The organism is uncultured Oceanisphaera sp. (assembly GCF_947495715.1).
GTDB lineage: Bacteria > Pseudomonadota > Gammaproteobacteria > Enterobacterales > Aeromonadaceae > Oceanimonas > Oceanimonas sediminis.
Genome location: NZ_CANLZU010000007.1, coordinates 61,575 through 77,440, shown reverse-complemented (window position 1 = coordinate 77,440; position 15,866 = coordinate 61,575). Strand labels below are relative to the sequence as shown.

Annotated in this window: 9 protein-coding genes; 2 read left to right on the top strand and 7 right to left on the bottom strand. The window is 60.3% G+C overall.

Annotated features, from left to right (window positions below; all coding sequences use genetic code 11):
* Positions 1 to 7 precede the first annotated feature (7 nt).
* Positions 8 to 925, bottom strand: a complete 918-nt coding sequence (locus tag Q0753_RS06010; RefSeq protein WP_298718513.1) for an ABC transporter substrate-binding protein — start codon at positions 923 to 925, stop codon at positions 8 to 10.
* Positions 926 to 1,326: 401 nt separating this feature from the next.
* Entirely contained in the window at positions 1,327 to 5,454 is a 4,128-nt protein-coding gene (locus tag Q0753_RS06005; protein WP_298718511.1) for a hypothetical protein, read from the bottom strand.
* A gap of 348 nt (positions 5,455 to 5,802) precedes the next feature.
* Between Q0753_RS06005 and sstT the strand changes: the two genes are divergently transcribed.
* Positions 5,803 to 7,023: a serine/threonine transporter SstT gene (sstT, locus tag Q0753_RS06000; RefSeq protein WP_298718509.1), complete on the top strand. Its 1,221-nt coding sequence runs from the start codon at positions 5,803 to 5,805 to the stop codon at positions 7,021 to 7,023.
* A 128-nt stretch (positions 7,024 to 7,151) separates the two neighbouring features.
* Here sstT and Q0753_RS05995 read toward each other — a convergent pair whose 3' ends face one another.
* The 4 genes from Q0753_RS05995 to Q0753_RS05980 all read right to left on the bottom strand — a co-directional run bounded on the left by Q0753_RS05995 (position 7,152) and on the right by Q0753_RS05980 (position 11,859).
* On the bottom strand, positions 7,152 to 8,561 hold the full coding sequence (locus tag Q0753_RS05995; RefSeq protein WP_298718507.1) for a YfcC family protein: 1,410 nt from the start codon (positions 8,559 to 8,561) through the stop codon (positions 7,152 to 7,154).
* 66 nt (positions 8,562 to 8,627) lie between these two features.
* Positions 8,628 to 9,737 carry an NAD/NADP octopine/nopaline dehydrogenase family protein gene (locus tag Q0753_RS05990; RefSeq protein WP_298718505.1) on the bottom strand — a complete coding sequence of 370 codons (1,110 nt, stop codon included), beginning with the start codon at positions 9,735 to 9,737 and terminating at the stop codon, positions 8,628 to 8,630.
* A gap of 193 nt (positions 9,738 to 9,930) precedes the next feature.
* Positions 9,931 to 10,860 (bottom strand): LysR family transcriptional regulator, encoded by a 930-nt coding sequence (locus tag Q0753_RS05985; protein WP_298718502.1) that lies wholly within the window; start codon positions 10,858 to 10,860, stop codon positions 9,931 to 9,933.
* A gap of 126 nt (positions 10,861 to 10,986) precedes the next feature.
* Positions 10,987 to 11,859 carry a LysR substrate-binding domain-containing protein gene (locus tag Q0753_RS05980; protein ID WP_298718500.1) on the bottom strand — a complete coding sequence of 291 codons (873 nt, stop codon included), beginning with the start codon at positions 11,857 to 11,859 and terminating at the stop codon, positions 10,987 to 10,989.
* Between the two features lie 92 nt (positions 11,860 to 11,951).
* On the opposite strand from Q0753_RS05980, the gene Q0753_RS05975 reads away from it, so the two are divergent.
* Entirely contained in the window at positions 11,952 to 12,917 is a 966-nt protein-coding gene (locus Q0753_RS05975) for a TDT family transporter (protein WP_298718498.1), read from the top strand.
* Positions 12,918 to 13,369: 452 nt separating this feature from the next.
* On the opposite strand, the gene Q0753_RS05970 is transcribed toward Q0753_RS05975, so the two are convergent.
* The gene (locus Q0753_RS05970; RefSeq protein WP_298718496.1) at positions 13,370 to 15,850 is read right to left on the bottom strand and encodes an EAL domain-containing protein; all 2,481 of its coding nucleotides are present in this window, start codon (positions 15,848 to 15,850) and stop codon (positions 13,370 to 13,372) included.
* Positions 15,851 to 15,866 lie beyond the last annotated feature (16 nt).

The following is a 15,866-nucleotide window of genomic DNA, read 5'->3' as shown; positions in this document are numbered from 1 at the left end:
GATAGTATCAGTCCTTCAAAAAGCCCTTGTCGGACAGGTAGCTTCTGGCGACCGCCTGGGCGCTTTCGCCGCCGATGGCGATGCGGCTGTTCAGCTGTTGCAGGGTCTTGATGTCCAGCGACTGGAAAATCGGCTCCAGAATGGTGGCGATTTCCGGATGGGCCATCAGAATCTCTTCACGCACTATGGGTGCCGGGGCGTAGACCGGCTGCACGCCCTTGTCGTCTTCCATTACCACCAGGCCGACCGAGGCGATGGCGCCATCGGTACCGTATACCATGGCCGCATTGGTGTTGTCGGTTTGCAGGGCCGCCGCCTTTATGGTGGCGGCGGTATTGCCCCCGGCCAGCACCAGCAGCTGATCGTCGCTCAGGGTAAAGTCATAGGTCTGCTGAAAGGCGGGCAACACCGCCGGACTGGACACAAACTCGGCCGAGGCGGCCAGCTTGATATCGCCCCCCTGGGTCACATAACGGCCGAAATCGGACATGGTGTGTAACTGGTTACTATCGGCAATGTCCTGTCGCAGCGCGATGGCCCAGGTGTTGTTGGCGTTGGCGGGCGTGAGCCAGACCAGCTGGTGCTGGTCGTAATCCAGCTGTTTGGCCAGGTCATAGCCCTGTTGAAAGTCTTTCCATGCCGAGTCTGCTTCCCGGTTATGGAAGAAGGCGGCGTTGCCGGTGTATTCCGGATAGATATCGATTTCGCCGGAGGTGATGGCCTTGCGCACTATGGGGGTGCCGCCCAGCTGGGAGCGATTCTCTACATCGAGGCCTGCATCTTCCAGCGCCAGATAGATAACATTGCCCAGCAGGCCGCCTTCGGTGTCGATTTTGGACGACACCACGATGGCGTCGGCAGCCAGGCCGGGCTGGGCCACGGCCATGGAAAGGGTAAATACGGCCGAAGCCAGCGACTTTTTCATGTTGTTGTCCCTTATCTGGAAAAGTTTGAGTCCCTAAGCGTAAGGGTACTTTATGCAAAGCTCGCCCTCCGGTAAACCGCTAACCGGTTTCAGCTGTCTGCATGCTGTCGTTCCAGAGACAACACAGCCGCCTCCCACGACACGCCATTAACCCATCCTTGGGGGCTCGGAAATGCCGTCCCTGGCATTTCACGGTCGTGGGAGGCGTTCTCTGTTGCCTCTTTCTTGAATACCGAGTTGCCCGCAGACAGCGCTAACAGCTGACTCTGTAGCTTCAAGGAGGACAAAGGGATCTGCTCCGCCGACCTTCTGTTTCAGGGATGAAACAGAGAGCCCCCACGGATGGGTTCATGGCGTGTCGGCGGAGCGGGCCCTTGGTCCGATGGTCTGGCCCCCGCTATTCAGCTCTTGGGCGGCTGGTTGCTGCCATCCAGGTTGCCGGGAGCGTCCTTCTTGCTGCCGCGCGCTACGCGCAGGTTGAAGGGCCGCCAGAGGCCGTGACTGGAAAAACAGCCCCAGCCCCAGCGCAACCAGCGCAGCAGGGCGAAGGCCAGCCACAGCGCCCAGGCCAGCATCAGCAGCCGGTACACCAGCAGCGGCACCGACAGCACCCAGGCCTGGGGCAGTGCTCCCTCGCTGCGGTCCTGATACCAGCGCAGGGTATTGCCATGGGAGTTGTTGCCGCTGATCTGCATGTCGGGCAGGCCCAGCAGGCCCTGCTGTATGGCAAAAAACAGATAGCTCAGTGCCAGCAGGGTCAGCAATACCAGGCCGATTTGTGCCAGATTGAACAGTCGCCCCGCCTCGGCGTGTTGCCAGCGGCCACGCAGGCCGAGCGCCAGCAGCCAGCCAACCACCACCAGTGCCATCCACAAGGGCACCTGGGTCAGCCCTATGCCCAGCAGCAACCAGTGATGAAAGCGCAGCGGGGTGAACGAGATTCGGCTCAGGCCCAGGGCCAGCAACAGGGTCATGGCCAGCAGGCTCCAGAACAGTACCGCCGGGCCCAGGCGTGGGCCCATGGCAAACAGGATCCAGCGATCCTTGCCCAGTTCCAGCTCGATGTGATTATTGACGCCGGCACTGCCCGGATCGATATGCGGGGTAGACAGCAGCGGGCTGATGCCCTGGTTATGGCGCCAGTTAACCTCCAGCGTCTGGACCCCCGGTGTCAGCGGCAAGGTCAGCGTTTGGCCCTGCAGGCGAATGGGCTGCACCTTGCCGTTGATGGCCACCGACTGCAGGCTGATGTTGTCGGGCAGTTGCAGGCTGTGCTGGCCACCCTGACTGCTGCGCAGGCGCAGCTGCAGGCTGGCATCGATGGCGCGCTGGCCGGGCTTCAGGGTCAGGCGGGTGCTGTCGATGGTCAGGGTTTGCCCCTCGACCCCGGCGGGGCGACTGATGTCGAGCCTGATGGACTCTCCGGGCCAGGGGCGCCATTCCGGCAGCCAGTTGCCGGTGGCGCCCTGATGATGAATGACCGGTATGCCGCTGCTTTCCAGGTGCCAGATAGGGCTGGTATCCACTCGCCATGTCTCTGTCCAGCGGCGGGTGTCGGGGGCGGTCAGGGTGAGGCGGGGAGCCTTTTCCAGCCGGGACTGCCAGCGGGCTTGCTGCTGGTTGGCGGCAAGCACCAGCATCACCTGATCGTTCTGCACGCGAACGCCGTCGGTAAGTACCGACTCACCCGCCAGTAGCGGTATTTGCAGCGAGATGGGCTGCCCTGGCGGTGATTGCCGAGTGACCCGGGTCTCGATCATCCAGTCCAGATCGAGCCGTAATGTCCGTTCTACGCGTACAAAGTCCGGCAACGAGCCGGGTTCCAGCGCGGTTGGCTGCGTGGCGCTGGCCGTTTTAATGCGGCTCAGTTGCAACTGGGCCTCGGGCACGCCATTTTCATCGATGCCCTGCACCGTCCAGCCGCTTGCCTGCACCGTGACGTTGTGAGGGCGCAGCGTCAGCGGCAGTTGCACGCCGCCCCGAGCGGGCAGCGGGCCACTCATTTCTACTCGGTGAATGCCCGGCGGCAACGGCAGATACAGCTCACCGTTGCTGCCGCGCCGCAGTGCCGGTGCCGGATCACCGTTAAGCAGTACCTGGTGCGGTAGCCAGTGATCGGCGTCGGCCGGCAGGGGCACGGCCACCGCCGCCTGGGTATGCACTTCCAGTTCGGCAACCAGCTGCTGCGGGTCTATTTGTTGCGGATCTATGGTCAGGTTCATCTGCGAGATCAACGCACAGTCGGGCAGGCAGTCGGGAGGAGCCAGCAGGCGGGTTTTCAGCTGTTCGAGCAGCCGGGCATCCGGCATTTCTGCCTGGACCGGGGCTGGCAGGGCCAGCAACAGAGGAAGCAGCAGCCCTATCGGCAACCATACCGGTAACCAGGCCGACAACAGGCTGTGTTGCAGATAGAAACCGCGTCCCCGCTGAAAGTTAATGCCGGCCATGCGCAGTACCAGCAGGCCAACCAGCGTCACCCGCAGCAGGTTCAATAGCAGGTTGGCCGTCGGTGGCAACAGCACCAGTTGTATTTGCTGATCCCGTTGCACCGGGCCGTTCCAGCTTAGCTTGACGCTGTTCCATTGCCAGTCTGGCAGGCCGGGGCCGGTCTGCACTCTGGCATTGGGGTCAATTTGCGTCAGTGGTTGGCTCTGGCCGGTGGAAGGCGCTGCGGCCAGCCGTTTGCCGGTCAGCTCCTGCAGCGGCGTCGACTGCGGTACCGACAACCCCTGTTCGGCGTCGGACGTGACGGCCGTTGGGGCCTGGTCGGCCACCGGAACCGGCTGATAAGACGAAGTGTGTGCCAACTGCGGATACATGGCGGTACGTACCTCGGCCACCATGAAAGGGATGGCGATCAGCAGCAGCACCAGCAGGCCGAGATTACGATAACCGATCATGAATTTGCGTAATCGTCCGGCGGGCAGTACCCGCAGCAGTGCCGTGGCCGCCAGCAGATGCAGCCAGACCCAGCGTGGCGGGCCCAGTCCGCTGGACTGATGCCAGATCAGCACCAGGGTCAGCAGGGCAAGCAGTCCCCATTGCCAGCCCCAGAGGCGATAGGCGGCGAGGGCGGCGATCAGCACCAGAAACAAGTCCAGCAGGGTCCAGCGTTGCAGCCAGGTGCTGGGCGCGCTGTCCATGCCCGAGGCGGAAAGCAGCGTCCAGCCCGGTGGCAGGTGCAGCTGGGTGTGTAAATGCTGCACGTCGGTATTCCAGCCTACCGCCGGCAGGGTGCCGATGTTGCCCTGGTAGCGGCTGTCGGCGCTGAGTTCGAGTGCCCCCCGGCGCACTTCAACCCCCACCCGATCCGAATCCGGCAGTCGGGTAATGAACTGGGGTTGCCGGTCGATGGAAACCCGACCCAGCTGCAGGGCCGGGGTCGCTTCCAGCCGCCAGCCCTGGGTCATGCGGCCTGTGATGCGGTCTTGCAGGGTGTAGCCGCCACCGTCGAAGTCCAGCCACATTCGGCGCTGCAGGCTGAGCCGGTCGGGCTCCGGTTCCCGGTCACCGCGCCGGATTTCCCTGAGCTGCATCCGGTCACCCTGATCAATCCGATAGGCGGGCAGGCGTTGCCACTCCCGAGGCAGGCTGGTCTGCTGTGGATCGATGGAAACCAGATTCTCGACTTCGACCAGTCGCAGCTGATTCATGGCCTTAAATACCCAGACCTCCTGCTTCGGCCAGGGCGCCGGTACGGTAGCCAGGGTCAGGTTGCTGATATTAGCTGGGTGACGGCTGACAAGGCGGATGCTCCAGCGACCGGGGCGAACCTGTACCCGCAAGCGACCGTCGGGCTCAAGCCGGGCGGGCAGGGGACTGTTTAGCAGCAGCGGTATCTGTTCATTGAGCAGCACCGGGCCCAGCAGCAGTTCGCGTTGCTCACCGGCCACCTCCAGATTAACGAGGGTGGTTACCTGCAGCGGAATATTGTCTTCGACCTGGCGATACACCTGCAGCGCCAGGGTATTTCCCCCTGCTGCTTGTGTATCGCCGTCAGCCTGTCGCTTGCCCAGCCAGAGGCGGCCATTATTATCCACATAGGTTTCTTCTACAGGCTTTTCATTGATAGTGAGTGCCAGCAAACCGGTGTCCGGGTTAAGGGTGAGCTGCTTCGGCAGTCGCTGCCATTGCCATTGCCCCTCGATGCGATGATTGCCGGGGGGCAGCTTGATGCTGGGGTTGCCCTGGTCGGCCGACACCGCCACCGGCTTGCCGTTCACGGTGATCTGCCGGGGCCAGTGCCGTTGGTCTCCGGGCAGGGTGACCCAGTCTTCCCGATAGAGTTGCCACTGCTGGCTGAAGCGACCGCCGTTATCGCCGAGATCGAGGGCCAGTCGGCTGGGCCAGGCACAGTGGTGGCTGGCTCCCTGGTTATAGAGAAAGGGGCAGTGGCGCTGTTCTTCGCCGTGCAGCGCCCAGCCAATCCAGGGTTGCAGCGGAGCGGGGACCTGCTCCGGGCTAAGGGCGCGAACCGTCAGCGGCAGCAGGGTAAGCATCAAGAGTAACAGGGTGACAACGGGGCGCATCGGGTTCCTTCCTTGGCAGACAGCAATAGCGGCGTGTTTAAGGGTCGCCCATAGAGTATCAAGCGTAGCAGGATCTGGCTGTGAATAGATTCGAACGGCAATCAAATTGACTGGTTTTGGCCGCCGGTTATCACTGGCTGGTGATGACTTGATGATGTGAAAAGGCGATGTTTATTGCGAAAACCAAGGTTTACCGCTTTCTATATACTCCAAAGCAGCATAAAAACGGGTTCACATGTGTCACCTGTTGCAAAATGCTGCACTTTTGGTTTTTTTCTAGTCGGTTCTGCTATAAAGTCGCAGCATCTTTAGTGTATGAGATGGATTTTCTGCCATCAAAGGATGACTATGAACCAAGCACAACCTCTTCTGCTGCGGCTGACCAACAGTGTCAGTCTGGTGACGCAAATTCTGATCGGCATTATCGCCGGTACCCTGCTGGCGGTATTGCTGCCCGATACCGCCAATTCGGTTGGCCTGCTCGGCAGCCTTTTTGTGAGCGCGCTCAAGGCCGTGGCACCCGTACTGGTGTTCGTGCTGGTGGCGTCGTCCATCGCCAATCACAAGCATGGCAATCAGACCAGCATCAAGCCGATATTGTCGCTGTACCTGCTGGGTACCTTTGCCGCCGCCCTGACCGCGGTGGTGATGAGCTTTGCCTTTCCCACCGAGCTGGTGCTGGTGACCAACGGCGCCGAGGCCTCGCCGCCCGAGGGCATTGGTGAAGTGCTGCAGACGCTGCTGTTCAAGGTGGTGGATAATCCGGTTAATGCCCTGCTGACCGGCAACTTCATCGGTGTGCTGGCCTGGGCCATCGGTCTGGGACTGGCCATGCGCCACGGTGCCGACTCCACCAAGCATCTGTTTCGGGATATGGCCAACGGTGTGTCCGGTATCGTCAAGTTTGTGATTCGGCTGGCACCCATCGGTATCTTCGGTCTGGTGGCCAGCACCATCGCCAGCACCGGCTTCGAGGCCCTGTGGGGGTACGCCCGGCTGCTGGGAGTCCTGCTCGGCTCGATGGCGGTAATTGCGCTGGTGATGAACCCGTTGATCGTTTACTTCAAGACGCGTCGCAACCCTTATCCGCTGGTGTTCAAGTGCCTGCGCGAAAGCGGCGTGACCGCCTTCTTTACCCGCAGCTCGGCCGCTAATATTCCGGTAAACATGGATCTGTGCAAGCGGCTGGATCTGCATGAAGACACCTACTCCGTGTCCATTCCGCTGGGGGCCACCATCAACATGGGCGGCGCCGCCATTACCATTACCGTGCTGACCCTGGCCGCCGTGCATACCATGGGCATAGAAGTGGACATGGCCACGGCCCTGCTGCTGAGTGTGGTTGCCGCCGTTTCCGCCTGTGGTGCCTCCGGTGTAGCCGGTGGCTCACTGCTGCTGATCCCGCTGGCCTGCAGTCTGTTCGGCATCTCCAACGAGGTGGCGATGCAGGTAGTGGCCGTGGGCTTCATCATCGGTGTGCTGCAAGACTCGGCAGAAACCGGCCTCAACAGCTCCACCGACGTGCTGTTTACCGCCGCCGCCTGTCAGGCGGAGCAGAACAAGGCCTGACCTTCGGCCCGGTGAACGACAAAGGCCGCGGGCGTTATGCCCGCGGCCTTTTTTATTGAGCAATGTTCCTGATTTGCGGGTGCCAGCAAGGGCGACACCGCCTTTTTGTCTGTTCTTGATGATCGGGGCTAACTGCCCAGCACCACCCCCAGGCTGAGCATGGCCATCACCATCAGAGTCAGCACGCCGAGCAGGGGGCCGATAAACTTCAGCCAGACGCCGTAGGATACCCGGCCGATGGCCAGGCCGCCCATCACGATGCCGGAGGTCGGCGTCACCAGGTTGGGCAGGCCGGAGGCGGACTGGAAGGCGGTGACCACCAGTTCGCGGCCGATGCCGGAAAAGTCGGCCAGGGGTGCCAGTATCGGCATCGACAGCACCGCCAGCCCGGAGGAAGAAGGCACTATCAGGCTCATTACCGCTTCTATTCCGTAAATGGCGTTGATAAAGGCGATCTGGTGCATCCCCGACAGCAGCTCCTCGGCATAATGGAGGATGGTGTGGGTGATATTGCCGTTATCCATTACCACCACCAGGCCGCGGGCAATGGCGATAATCAGCGCTACTCCGAGCAGATCCCGGGCGCCATCGATAAAGCTGCCGGTCAGGTTAGCTTCCGACAGCCGGCCCACCAGCCCCACCAGTATGCTGGCGCCGATAAAGAGTGCCGACAGCTCGGCCATCCACCAGCCGCCCGCCGACACACCCCACATCATGACACCGAAGGTCAGGGCGAAGATGGCCAGGATCAGCTTGCGGGTCCGGGTCAGCTCGGGAGCCTGCTGTGCCTTGCCGTGCAGAAAGTGACGTTCGTTCTCTTCCTTCTGATGGGCGACCAGAGAGCGGGATGGATCCCGTTTCACTTTTTCTGCATAGCGCATCACGTAGAAGACGCAGGCCAGCCAGCCCAGCAGCAATATCGCCAGCCGCAGGCCAAAGCCGTCCATGAAGTTGATTTCGGCGGCATTGGAGGCGATGACGGTGGCGAAGGGGTTGATGGTGGAGCCCAGGCAACCGATACCGGCACCGATCATGATGATGGCGACGCCCACTATGCTGTCGTAGCCGGCGGCGATCATCACCGGGATCAGCAGGGCATAGAAGGGGATGGTTTCCTCGGCCATGCCATAGACGGTACCGCCGAGGGCAAACAGTCCCATCAGCAAGGGGATCATCCACTTTTCCCGGCCCTTGAGCCGGGCCATGCTGCCGTTGATGCCGGCATCGATGGCGCCGGTGCGGGTCACCACGCCCAGAAAACCACCGATCACCAGCACAAACAGGGCCACATCGACGGCGCGGGCGGCATAGCTGGCCGGATCATAAAACCCCTGCACCGGGGCCATCAGTATCTCGACCATGCCCTGAGGGTTGGCGTCTACCGACTGATAAGAGCCTGCTACCGGTACCTCGCGGCCCAGGGCTTCGTTCTTTTCCATCTGATACTGACCGGCGGGAACGATCCAGGTCAGTGCCGCCATCACCATGGTCAGCAGGAACAGTATGGTATAGGCGGAGGGAAACTTAATTTTGGTCATCAGGATGTCCTTGTGTTCATCGACCGGATTACCGGCGAGAGGGCCGAGGGCCCTCTCGGCCTGGTATCAGGCAACCAGTTCCATGATTTCCTGAACCGATTTCCCGGCCAGGCCCATTTTGTCCAGGGTGCGTCCGCTGCTGAAATAATCGGCTTCGTTATAGGCGTTGTCGATATGCAGGCAGGATTCGACCAGCGTGGTTTTTACTCCCGCGAGCCGGCCGAACTCGAAACAGGGCACCAGCAGATAGGCGGCGTCTTCGGTGATGTAGCGGTCCTGGGACGACTTTGGGGCGCTGTTGAGCTTGCCGTGGGTTTCCGAGGTGCGGTTCAGCTCATGGACGCTGTCGGCGTTCAGGCCATACAGGCTGTTCATGGCCTCCAGCTCGGATGTCAGCGTCAGGCCCAGAGCCTGACCGACCGCCAGCCGCTCCTGCTCCATGACCGCCGCCGCCCGGGCGGTGGCTGGTGAACAGCAGTCCTTGTAGTAATTGAACTGGCCGTTGAAATTTTCCAGCAGACCCATGTTGAGGGTGGTCAGTAGCGGATGGCCGCCGAAATTGATGTTTTCCAGCCCGGCGGCAATCACGTTGTCCAGGGCGGTCAGCGGCAGCGGCATCAGCGGCTGCAGGCGCTCAATGGCCTCTTGCGTGCGGCTGGCGGGCAGGGCAGCCACCGGCAGCTGCTCTTTCATGCCGAGGATGGCCAGTTGCGCCGGGCCGACGATGCGAGTCGCCCAGGGGATGGAAATGGCATCGATCAGGGTGACGTCCAGCGTCTGATAACCTGCTTCCAATCTGATGCGGTTAAAGACCAGGGAGCCGTAATTTCCCGGCATCAGCAATATTGTCTGGCCATCGCGCAGGTGCGGCAGCATGGCCCTGAACAGGGGTTCCTGAGCGAAAGAGGGTACCGGCAGCACCAGCACATCGGAGAAGGCCACCGCCTCGGCCAGATCGCGACTCAGAGTATCGATGGCCTGGGTGCCGGCGAATTCCAGAGGCACGCCATTGAATTCGGCCAAGGCCTGAATACCACCGCGTTGAGCGATGTCGTCCAGTGGCTGATCGAAGCCGGGGGCGCCGTACAGGCAGACCCGGGCTCCCAGCAGGGAAAAATGATAGGCGGCGGTCAGGCCGGCATTGCCGGAGCCGATCACGGAGACACGAGTGGACATGGTTTTTCCTCTGGAGGTGGATTGCTGATGGCGCCAGACTAGGAAAAACCGGGAGCGCAGAATAATGCACAGGCCCTCTTGAACCATGCAGAAAAGACATGCTTCGGCGGGTGTCGATATGTAATTGGTTGATGAGTAAGGTGTTAATTTTATGATGCGTGCCGCTATTATCGAAAGACAAGTGTGACGCAGGTCACTTTTTCTCGGAGAGGTCCCGCATCGGTCCCATGTTTAATTCTATGCCCATGTCTGCGGCCAGCGCGGTAAAGTGATCGATAAAGCGCTGGGCATGGCGGTTGAGCGGGCGCAGAGCCGGATAGAGCACTTCAAATTCGAACGGCAGCGAAAAGGCCAGCGGCCGCTCTATCACGGCGTTATGCTCGCTGGCAATGCGGGCGGTAAAGGGATCCGTGATGGCCATGCCAAGCCCTTCTTGTACCAGCGCGGCCGCGGTAGTGGCCAACGAGACTTCTATCTGCTCGGTCATATTCAACTGGTAGCGCCGCAGCAGCGCATCGAACTGGCGCTGGCTGACATCTTTTTCATGGCGGATCAGCGGAAGATCGGCCAGATCATCCACATCAATATGCGACTTTTCTGCCAATGGCGAGGAGGCGGGCAGCAGGCACACCGACTTGCATTTCACGCGCCGGGCCCTGACGCCGGCCAGCGGCTCATCGATAAAGGCAAAGCCGATGTCGGTGGTCTGGCTCTGGACCCTGTGTACCACTTCTTCCGAACGGTAGGTCTTCAGTGCCACCTTCATCTGCGGTGACTGGTGTAGAAAGCGGGCCAGGGTACGGGGAAGAAAGGTGTTGGAAAGCAGCGGCATGGCGGCAATATTGAGGCGGCCGAACCGGTGGGCGCGAATGGAGGCCGCGGCCTGATCCAGCCCGGAGACGGCCTCGAAGGCTCTGGCTACCTCCAGATAAAAGGCTTCGCCATCATCGCTGAGCTGCAGCCGGTTGCCCTTGCGGATAAACAGCTGGAACCCCAGTCGCTGCTCTAGCGCCGCCAGCAGGCGGCTGACCGCCGGCTGGCTGAGATTAAGCCGCTCGGCGGCGGCGGTGACCGTCCGGCATTCGACAATAGCCTTGAAGGCATTGAGCTGGGAGAGTTTCATAAGGGGTTGGCCTGTCATCCTGATTTAGCCGAATTATACCCATCGGATTAACTTTTTGACTGTTATATCACTCCCGGGCAAAAGGCCCGCTTGGTGGATCCGCTCTGGTAAATGCCACTCACCGTTTCAGCCTTGGCCCTGTTGCAGGCAGAAGGAGATAAAGCGGCGCTGCAGGGCCGAATGGTATTTTTGTTTGTGCCAGGCCAGCCGCAGGGTGCGCGACAACTGAATGTTGACATCAACCACTACCAGACGGCCGGTGGCCAGCCGATCCTGTGCCGCCCTGCGGGACACAAATGCCAGCCCCAGCCCTTGCTCTACCGCCTGCATCACCGACTCCAGGGTGTTGAGTTCCAGCATGTTGCCCAAGGTGCCGAGCCTGGGTAGCAGCTCGCGATCAAACTGCTCGCGGTTACCCGACCGTGGCTCACGCAGTACCCAATCGTAGTGTTCGAGTTGCGCCAGGCTCAGTGTTCGCTGCCGGGTCAAGGGGTGGTTCGGGTGGGTGACGATCAGCATTTCATCGCTGAGCCAGTCTTGCGTGACCAGTGCCGGATGATAATTTTCTCCCTCGATCAGCGCCATATCCAGCTCGAAGCGTGCCAGCATTTCACACAGGTTGTGGGTGTTGGTGATGCACACCCGGGCCTGCAGCCCCGGTTGCCGGGCCAACAGCCTGGGTAGCAGGTAATTGCCGATGGTCTGGCTGGCGCCCAACCGCAGGGTGCCGCTGGGTTCGGCGCTGTCGTCAAACAGGTGCTCTATGTCGGTAATGCGGCTCAACACCTCTTCGGCCAGCGGCTGCAATTGTCGGCCCTGTGCATTGAGTTGCAGCCGTGGGTGCACCCGGTCAAACAACGGATTACCCAGGCGACGCTCCAGCTCGGCCAGCGCCTGTGACAGGGCGCCCTTGCTCAGAAATAACTCTTCGGCCGCCAGCCCCAGGTTGCCGTGGCGGGCAATGCTGCTGAATACCTGCAGTTGTTTCAGACTTATCATTTAGAAATACCAAACGGTTTGTTTAAATCATTTAGATATCATGAATGGTAGGGCTTTTCTATGATGAGTACTCGTTATCGAGGAGGCCCATCATGCTGACTATTTATCGCCAACGTTTCGCCGCCGCGCCCACCCCCATGGCCGGGCTGGCGCTGGGTATCGCCAGTCTGGGCTGGTGCTGGGAAAATACCGGGTTGTTTGCCGGTGGCGCCCAGGCGCTGGGGGCGGCCATCGCCGCCGTGCTGCTGCTGATACTGGTGGGCAAATTCGTGCTGCACCCCCGGCTGCTGGCGCAGGATCTGGCGCATCCGGTGGTGGGCAGCGTGGTACCCACCTTTGCCATGGCCACCATGGTGATCTCCAGCGCGGTCGGCGGCGACATGGGGGCCGCGCTCTGGTTGTTGGCGGTGGCGTTGCACCTGGTGTTTCTGGTCACCTTCGTCTGGCATCGGCTCAAGGATTTTCGGCTGCATCACATGGTGCCCAGCTGGTTTGTACCACCGGTGGGCATCATAGTGGCGGCGGTTGCCAGCCCCGGTGGCGCCCTGGCCCCGCTGGCTCAGGGTCTGCTGTGGTTCGGCATGAGCTGCTATGCCCTGATGCTGCCGATGATGCTGTATCGACTGATCTTCTGCGCCGAGGTGCCGGATGCGGCCAAGCCGACCATCGCCATTCTGGCCGCGCCGGCCAGCCTGTCGCTGGCCGGTTACCTGACGGTGATCGGCAATCCTTCTCCGCTGCTGGTGGCGGTGCTGCTGGGCATTGCCGTGCTGATGACAACGCTGATTTATCTGGCGTTTATCAAGCTGCTGCGCCTGCCGTTCAGCCCGGGTTATGCGGCCTTTACCTTTCCGCTGGTGATTGGTGCCACCGCCCTGTTCAAGGTGGCGGCGCTGGCCGGGCAATGGGGGCTGGATACGCATACTCGGGAGCAGCTGCGTGTGCTGGCCGGCGGTGAGCTGATGGTGGCCACCCTGGTGGTGGCCTATGTCGCCCTGCGCTTCGCGCTGTTTTTCGGTCCGCAGCGCAAAATCCAACCGGGGTTGGCGCAATCCTGAGCCGCCATACGTGAACGGTAGACTCGTTGCATGTAAGACCAATCTGGAAAATTAACTGATCTGCTTGGCTTCACGGTAAAGGTCGAACGAAGGGCTCACTCCACCGACACGCTGAACCGCATCCCTGCGACGCTCAGCACATGACGTCCTGTCATGTGATGGTCGCTGGAGTAGAACCCTTCATCCTCTCTAATGCTGCAGAGTTGCCTGTGGAGCGACCTACAGATAACTCGGTGCTATGGAGAGGCAGCAGAGATCGGCTCCCACGACCGTGAAATGCCAAGGAGGGCATTTCCGAGCCCCCATGGATGGGTTTATGGCGTGTCGTGGGAGGTGACTCTGTTGCCTCTCGTTCCGAGTTTCAAATAGATCATATTTTTATTTAGATTGGTATAAAAAGGCCGGTGGCGAATGCCCACCGGCCTTTTTGCTTGGTGTAGAGACACGCTTGACTAGCCCTCTACTATCTGAAGCCGGGACGCCGAGTGCTGGTTCAGGTAGGCGGAAAACTCGCTGTGCAGCAGGGGTTTGCTGAAATAATATCCCTGAATGATATCCGCTCCCTTCTGGCGCAGATAAGCCAGCTCGGTGTCGGTTTCTACCCCTTCGGCCACCACCTCCAGATTCAACTGCCGGGCCATGGCGATCACGGCGGACATGATCGCCTTGCCGTCGGTGCCCTGATTGAGGTCGGTAACAAAGCTCTTGTCTATCTTAAGCTCGTCTATCGGCAGCCCCTTCAGGGCACTCAGGGAGGAATAACCGGTACCGAAGTCGTCCAGCGCTACCCGGATGCCGGACTTGCGGATTTTTCTCAGTTGGGAGATGGCTTCTTCTCCCTGCATGATGCTGGACTCCGTTACCTCTACCGCGAGGCAGTCGGGAGCCAGATCCAACCCCGTCAGGCAATCATGCAGCAGAGTGTGCATGTCTTCCCTGAGTAGCTGTACAAAGGAAACGTTTACCGACACCCGGGGCACCGCATTTCCGGCGTTCTGCCAGGCCTTTATCTGATGGCAGGCCTCCAGAATCACCCAACGGCCCAGCGGCAGGATCAGGCCGGACTGTTCGGCGACGGGAATGAACACATCGGGCGGTATCCAGCCCTTGTCCGGATGATGCCAGCGCAACAAGGCTTCGCAGCCCACCAGACGGCCGCTGCGGGCGCAGATCTGGGGCTGGTAGGCCAGCTGCAGTTCGTTGTGGTTGAGCGCCCTGCGCAGATCATCCTTGATTTCCAGGTTCTTGAGCGAGGTGATGGCCGAGCTGCGACAGAAGAAGCGGTAGGTATTCTTGCCCTCGCGCTTGGCGTCGTACATCGCCAGATCGGCACTCATCAGCAACTCACTCACGCTTTCTCCCACCTCGGCGGCCAGCGCGATACCGATGCTGGCCCCGATACGCAGCTCTCGTCCATCGACTGCCAGCGGGGCGTCGAGGGCATCAAGAATGCGCCGGGCCACGGCTTCGGCGCCAGTCCGATCCCGTATGTTACGCAGCAGTATGGTGAACTCGTCTCCGCCCATACGGGCCAATTGGGGATGGGCTGTTTTTTCATCGGGGCCGAGCGGTCTGACGATATCGGCGCAGCGCAGAGTCTGCTCCAGGCGCCGGGCCACGGCCTGCAGCATGGCGTCGCCGGTTTCGTGGCCCATGGTGTCGTTGATATGCTTGAATTCGTCCAGATCGAGAAACAGCAGTGCAATGGCCGGGGGGCCACCATTGCTGTTGGCATAGTGCAGATCCAGTTCTTCCAGCAATCTGCGCCGGTTCGGCAGTCGGGTCAGGTTGTCGAGGTAGGCTATTTCGTGCAGATCCCGTTTTTGTCTTATTAGAGTCTGGCCCATGTCTTTTACTGTGTTGGCCAGGCCCGTCAGCTCGTCATTGCTGCGGCTGTAAAAATGCCAGTCGTTATCTCCCTGTTCCAGTTGACGAGCTGCCCAGTCAAGTTTCAATATCGGGCTTATCAACATTCGGTTCAGCAGCCAGAACAGCAGTAGCATGCTGAACAGCATGACCACAGCGGTATGCTTGATGGCACTGGAGCCGAGATCCCACAGCAACTGGTGCAGCTTGGCGGTTGGCCAGCCAATGGAAAAATAGAGGTTGTCCATCAGGGCCACCTGTCCCACCAGATAGGGCTGGGCATCGAGCATCAGGCTTTCCTGATAGATTATCTGCTCGGCGTCGGTCGCTTTTTCCTGTGCAGACAGTATCGTCAGTCCTTCGGCCGACAGCCGGGTGTCTCCCTGCTCCAGCACCCGAGTCCCGTTGTCATGATAAAGCAGGCTGAATCCTTCGCTGAACAGGCTGCTGTTGTCGACGATCGGGTTCAGGAAGTCGAGGTTGGACTTGATCACCAGATAGCCCTTGAGCTCGCCTCGACTGTTACGGGTTTTTTCCACCGGGTCGAACAGCACCAGTTTTCTGAGCGCCACCAGCATCCAGCGACCGGTATCGGGATCGATCATGATGCCAACTTTGTAGTCGACGCCCGAGGCCTTTATCGCCCGAAAATAGGCGGTATCCCGTTCGTCATCGGTCTGGTTCAGGTCGTCGTCGGTCAGCAGGGCTATCTCTTCATAGCTATTCGGCATCAGCAGGCTGATTTCCTGATATTCGGGGTCGACCGACATGAAGGATTCGAACTCCCCGGCCAGCACCTTATACATGATATGGGCGCGAGTATTTTCTGCGGTCATCAGGTAACGGTTCAGTACCACATTGCTGGCCAGTACCTTGCTGTCGGCTTCGATCATCTGCAGTTTTGCCTGCAGCGTGCTTTTTACCTGCAGCAGGGAGTCTTTGGTCTGCACCTTGATCTGGTTTTTGACATAGTCCTGATAGAGTTGATAGGAAGTTCCGATCAGAACCACAGCCTGTATCAGCAACAGGGGTAGCAACCACAGGGCTATCTTCGGCTTGAGTTGCATTTCCCGCTCCTTTGCT

Coding starts and splice junctions, on each gene's coding strand:
- Q0753_RS06010 (WP_298718513.1), bottom strand. CDS start 925: ATGAAAAAGTCGCTGGCTTCGGCCGTATTTACCCTTTCCATGGCCGTG.
- Q0753_RS06005 (WP_298718511.1), bottom strand. CDS start 5,454: ATGCGCCCCGTTGTCACCCTGTTACTCTTGATGCTTACCCTGCTGCCG.
- sstT (WP_298718509.1), top strand. CDS start 5,803: ATGAACCAAGCACAACCTCTTCTGCTGCGGCTGACCAACAGTGTCAGT.
- Q0753_RS05995 (WP_298718507.1), bottom strand. CDS start 8,561: ATGACCAAAATTAAGTTTCCCTCCGCCTATACCATACTGTTCCTGCTG.
- Q0753_RS05990 (WP_298718505.1), bottom strand. CDS start 9,737: ATGTCCACTCGTGTCTCCGTGATCGGCTCCGGCAATGCCGGCCTGACC.
- Q0753_RS05985 (WP_298718502.1), bottom strand. CDS start 10,860: ATGAAACTCTCCCAGCTCAATGCCTTCAAGGCTATTGTCGAATGCCGG.
- Q0753_RS05980 (WP_298718500.1), bottom strand. CDS start 11,859: ATGATAAGTCTGAAACAACTGCAGGTATTCAGCAGCATTGCCCGCCAC.
- Q0753_RS05975 (WP_298718498.1), top strand. CDS start 11,952: ATGCTGACTATTTATCGCCAACGTTTCGCCGCCGCGCCCACCCCCATG.
- Q0753_RS05970 (WP_298718496.1), bottom strand. CDS start 15,850: ATGCAACTCAAGCCGAAGATAGCCCTGTGGTTGCTACCCCTGTTGCTG.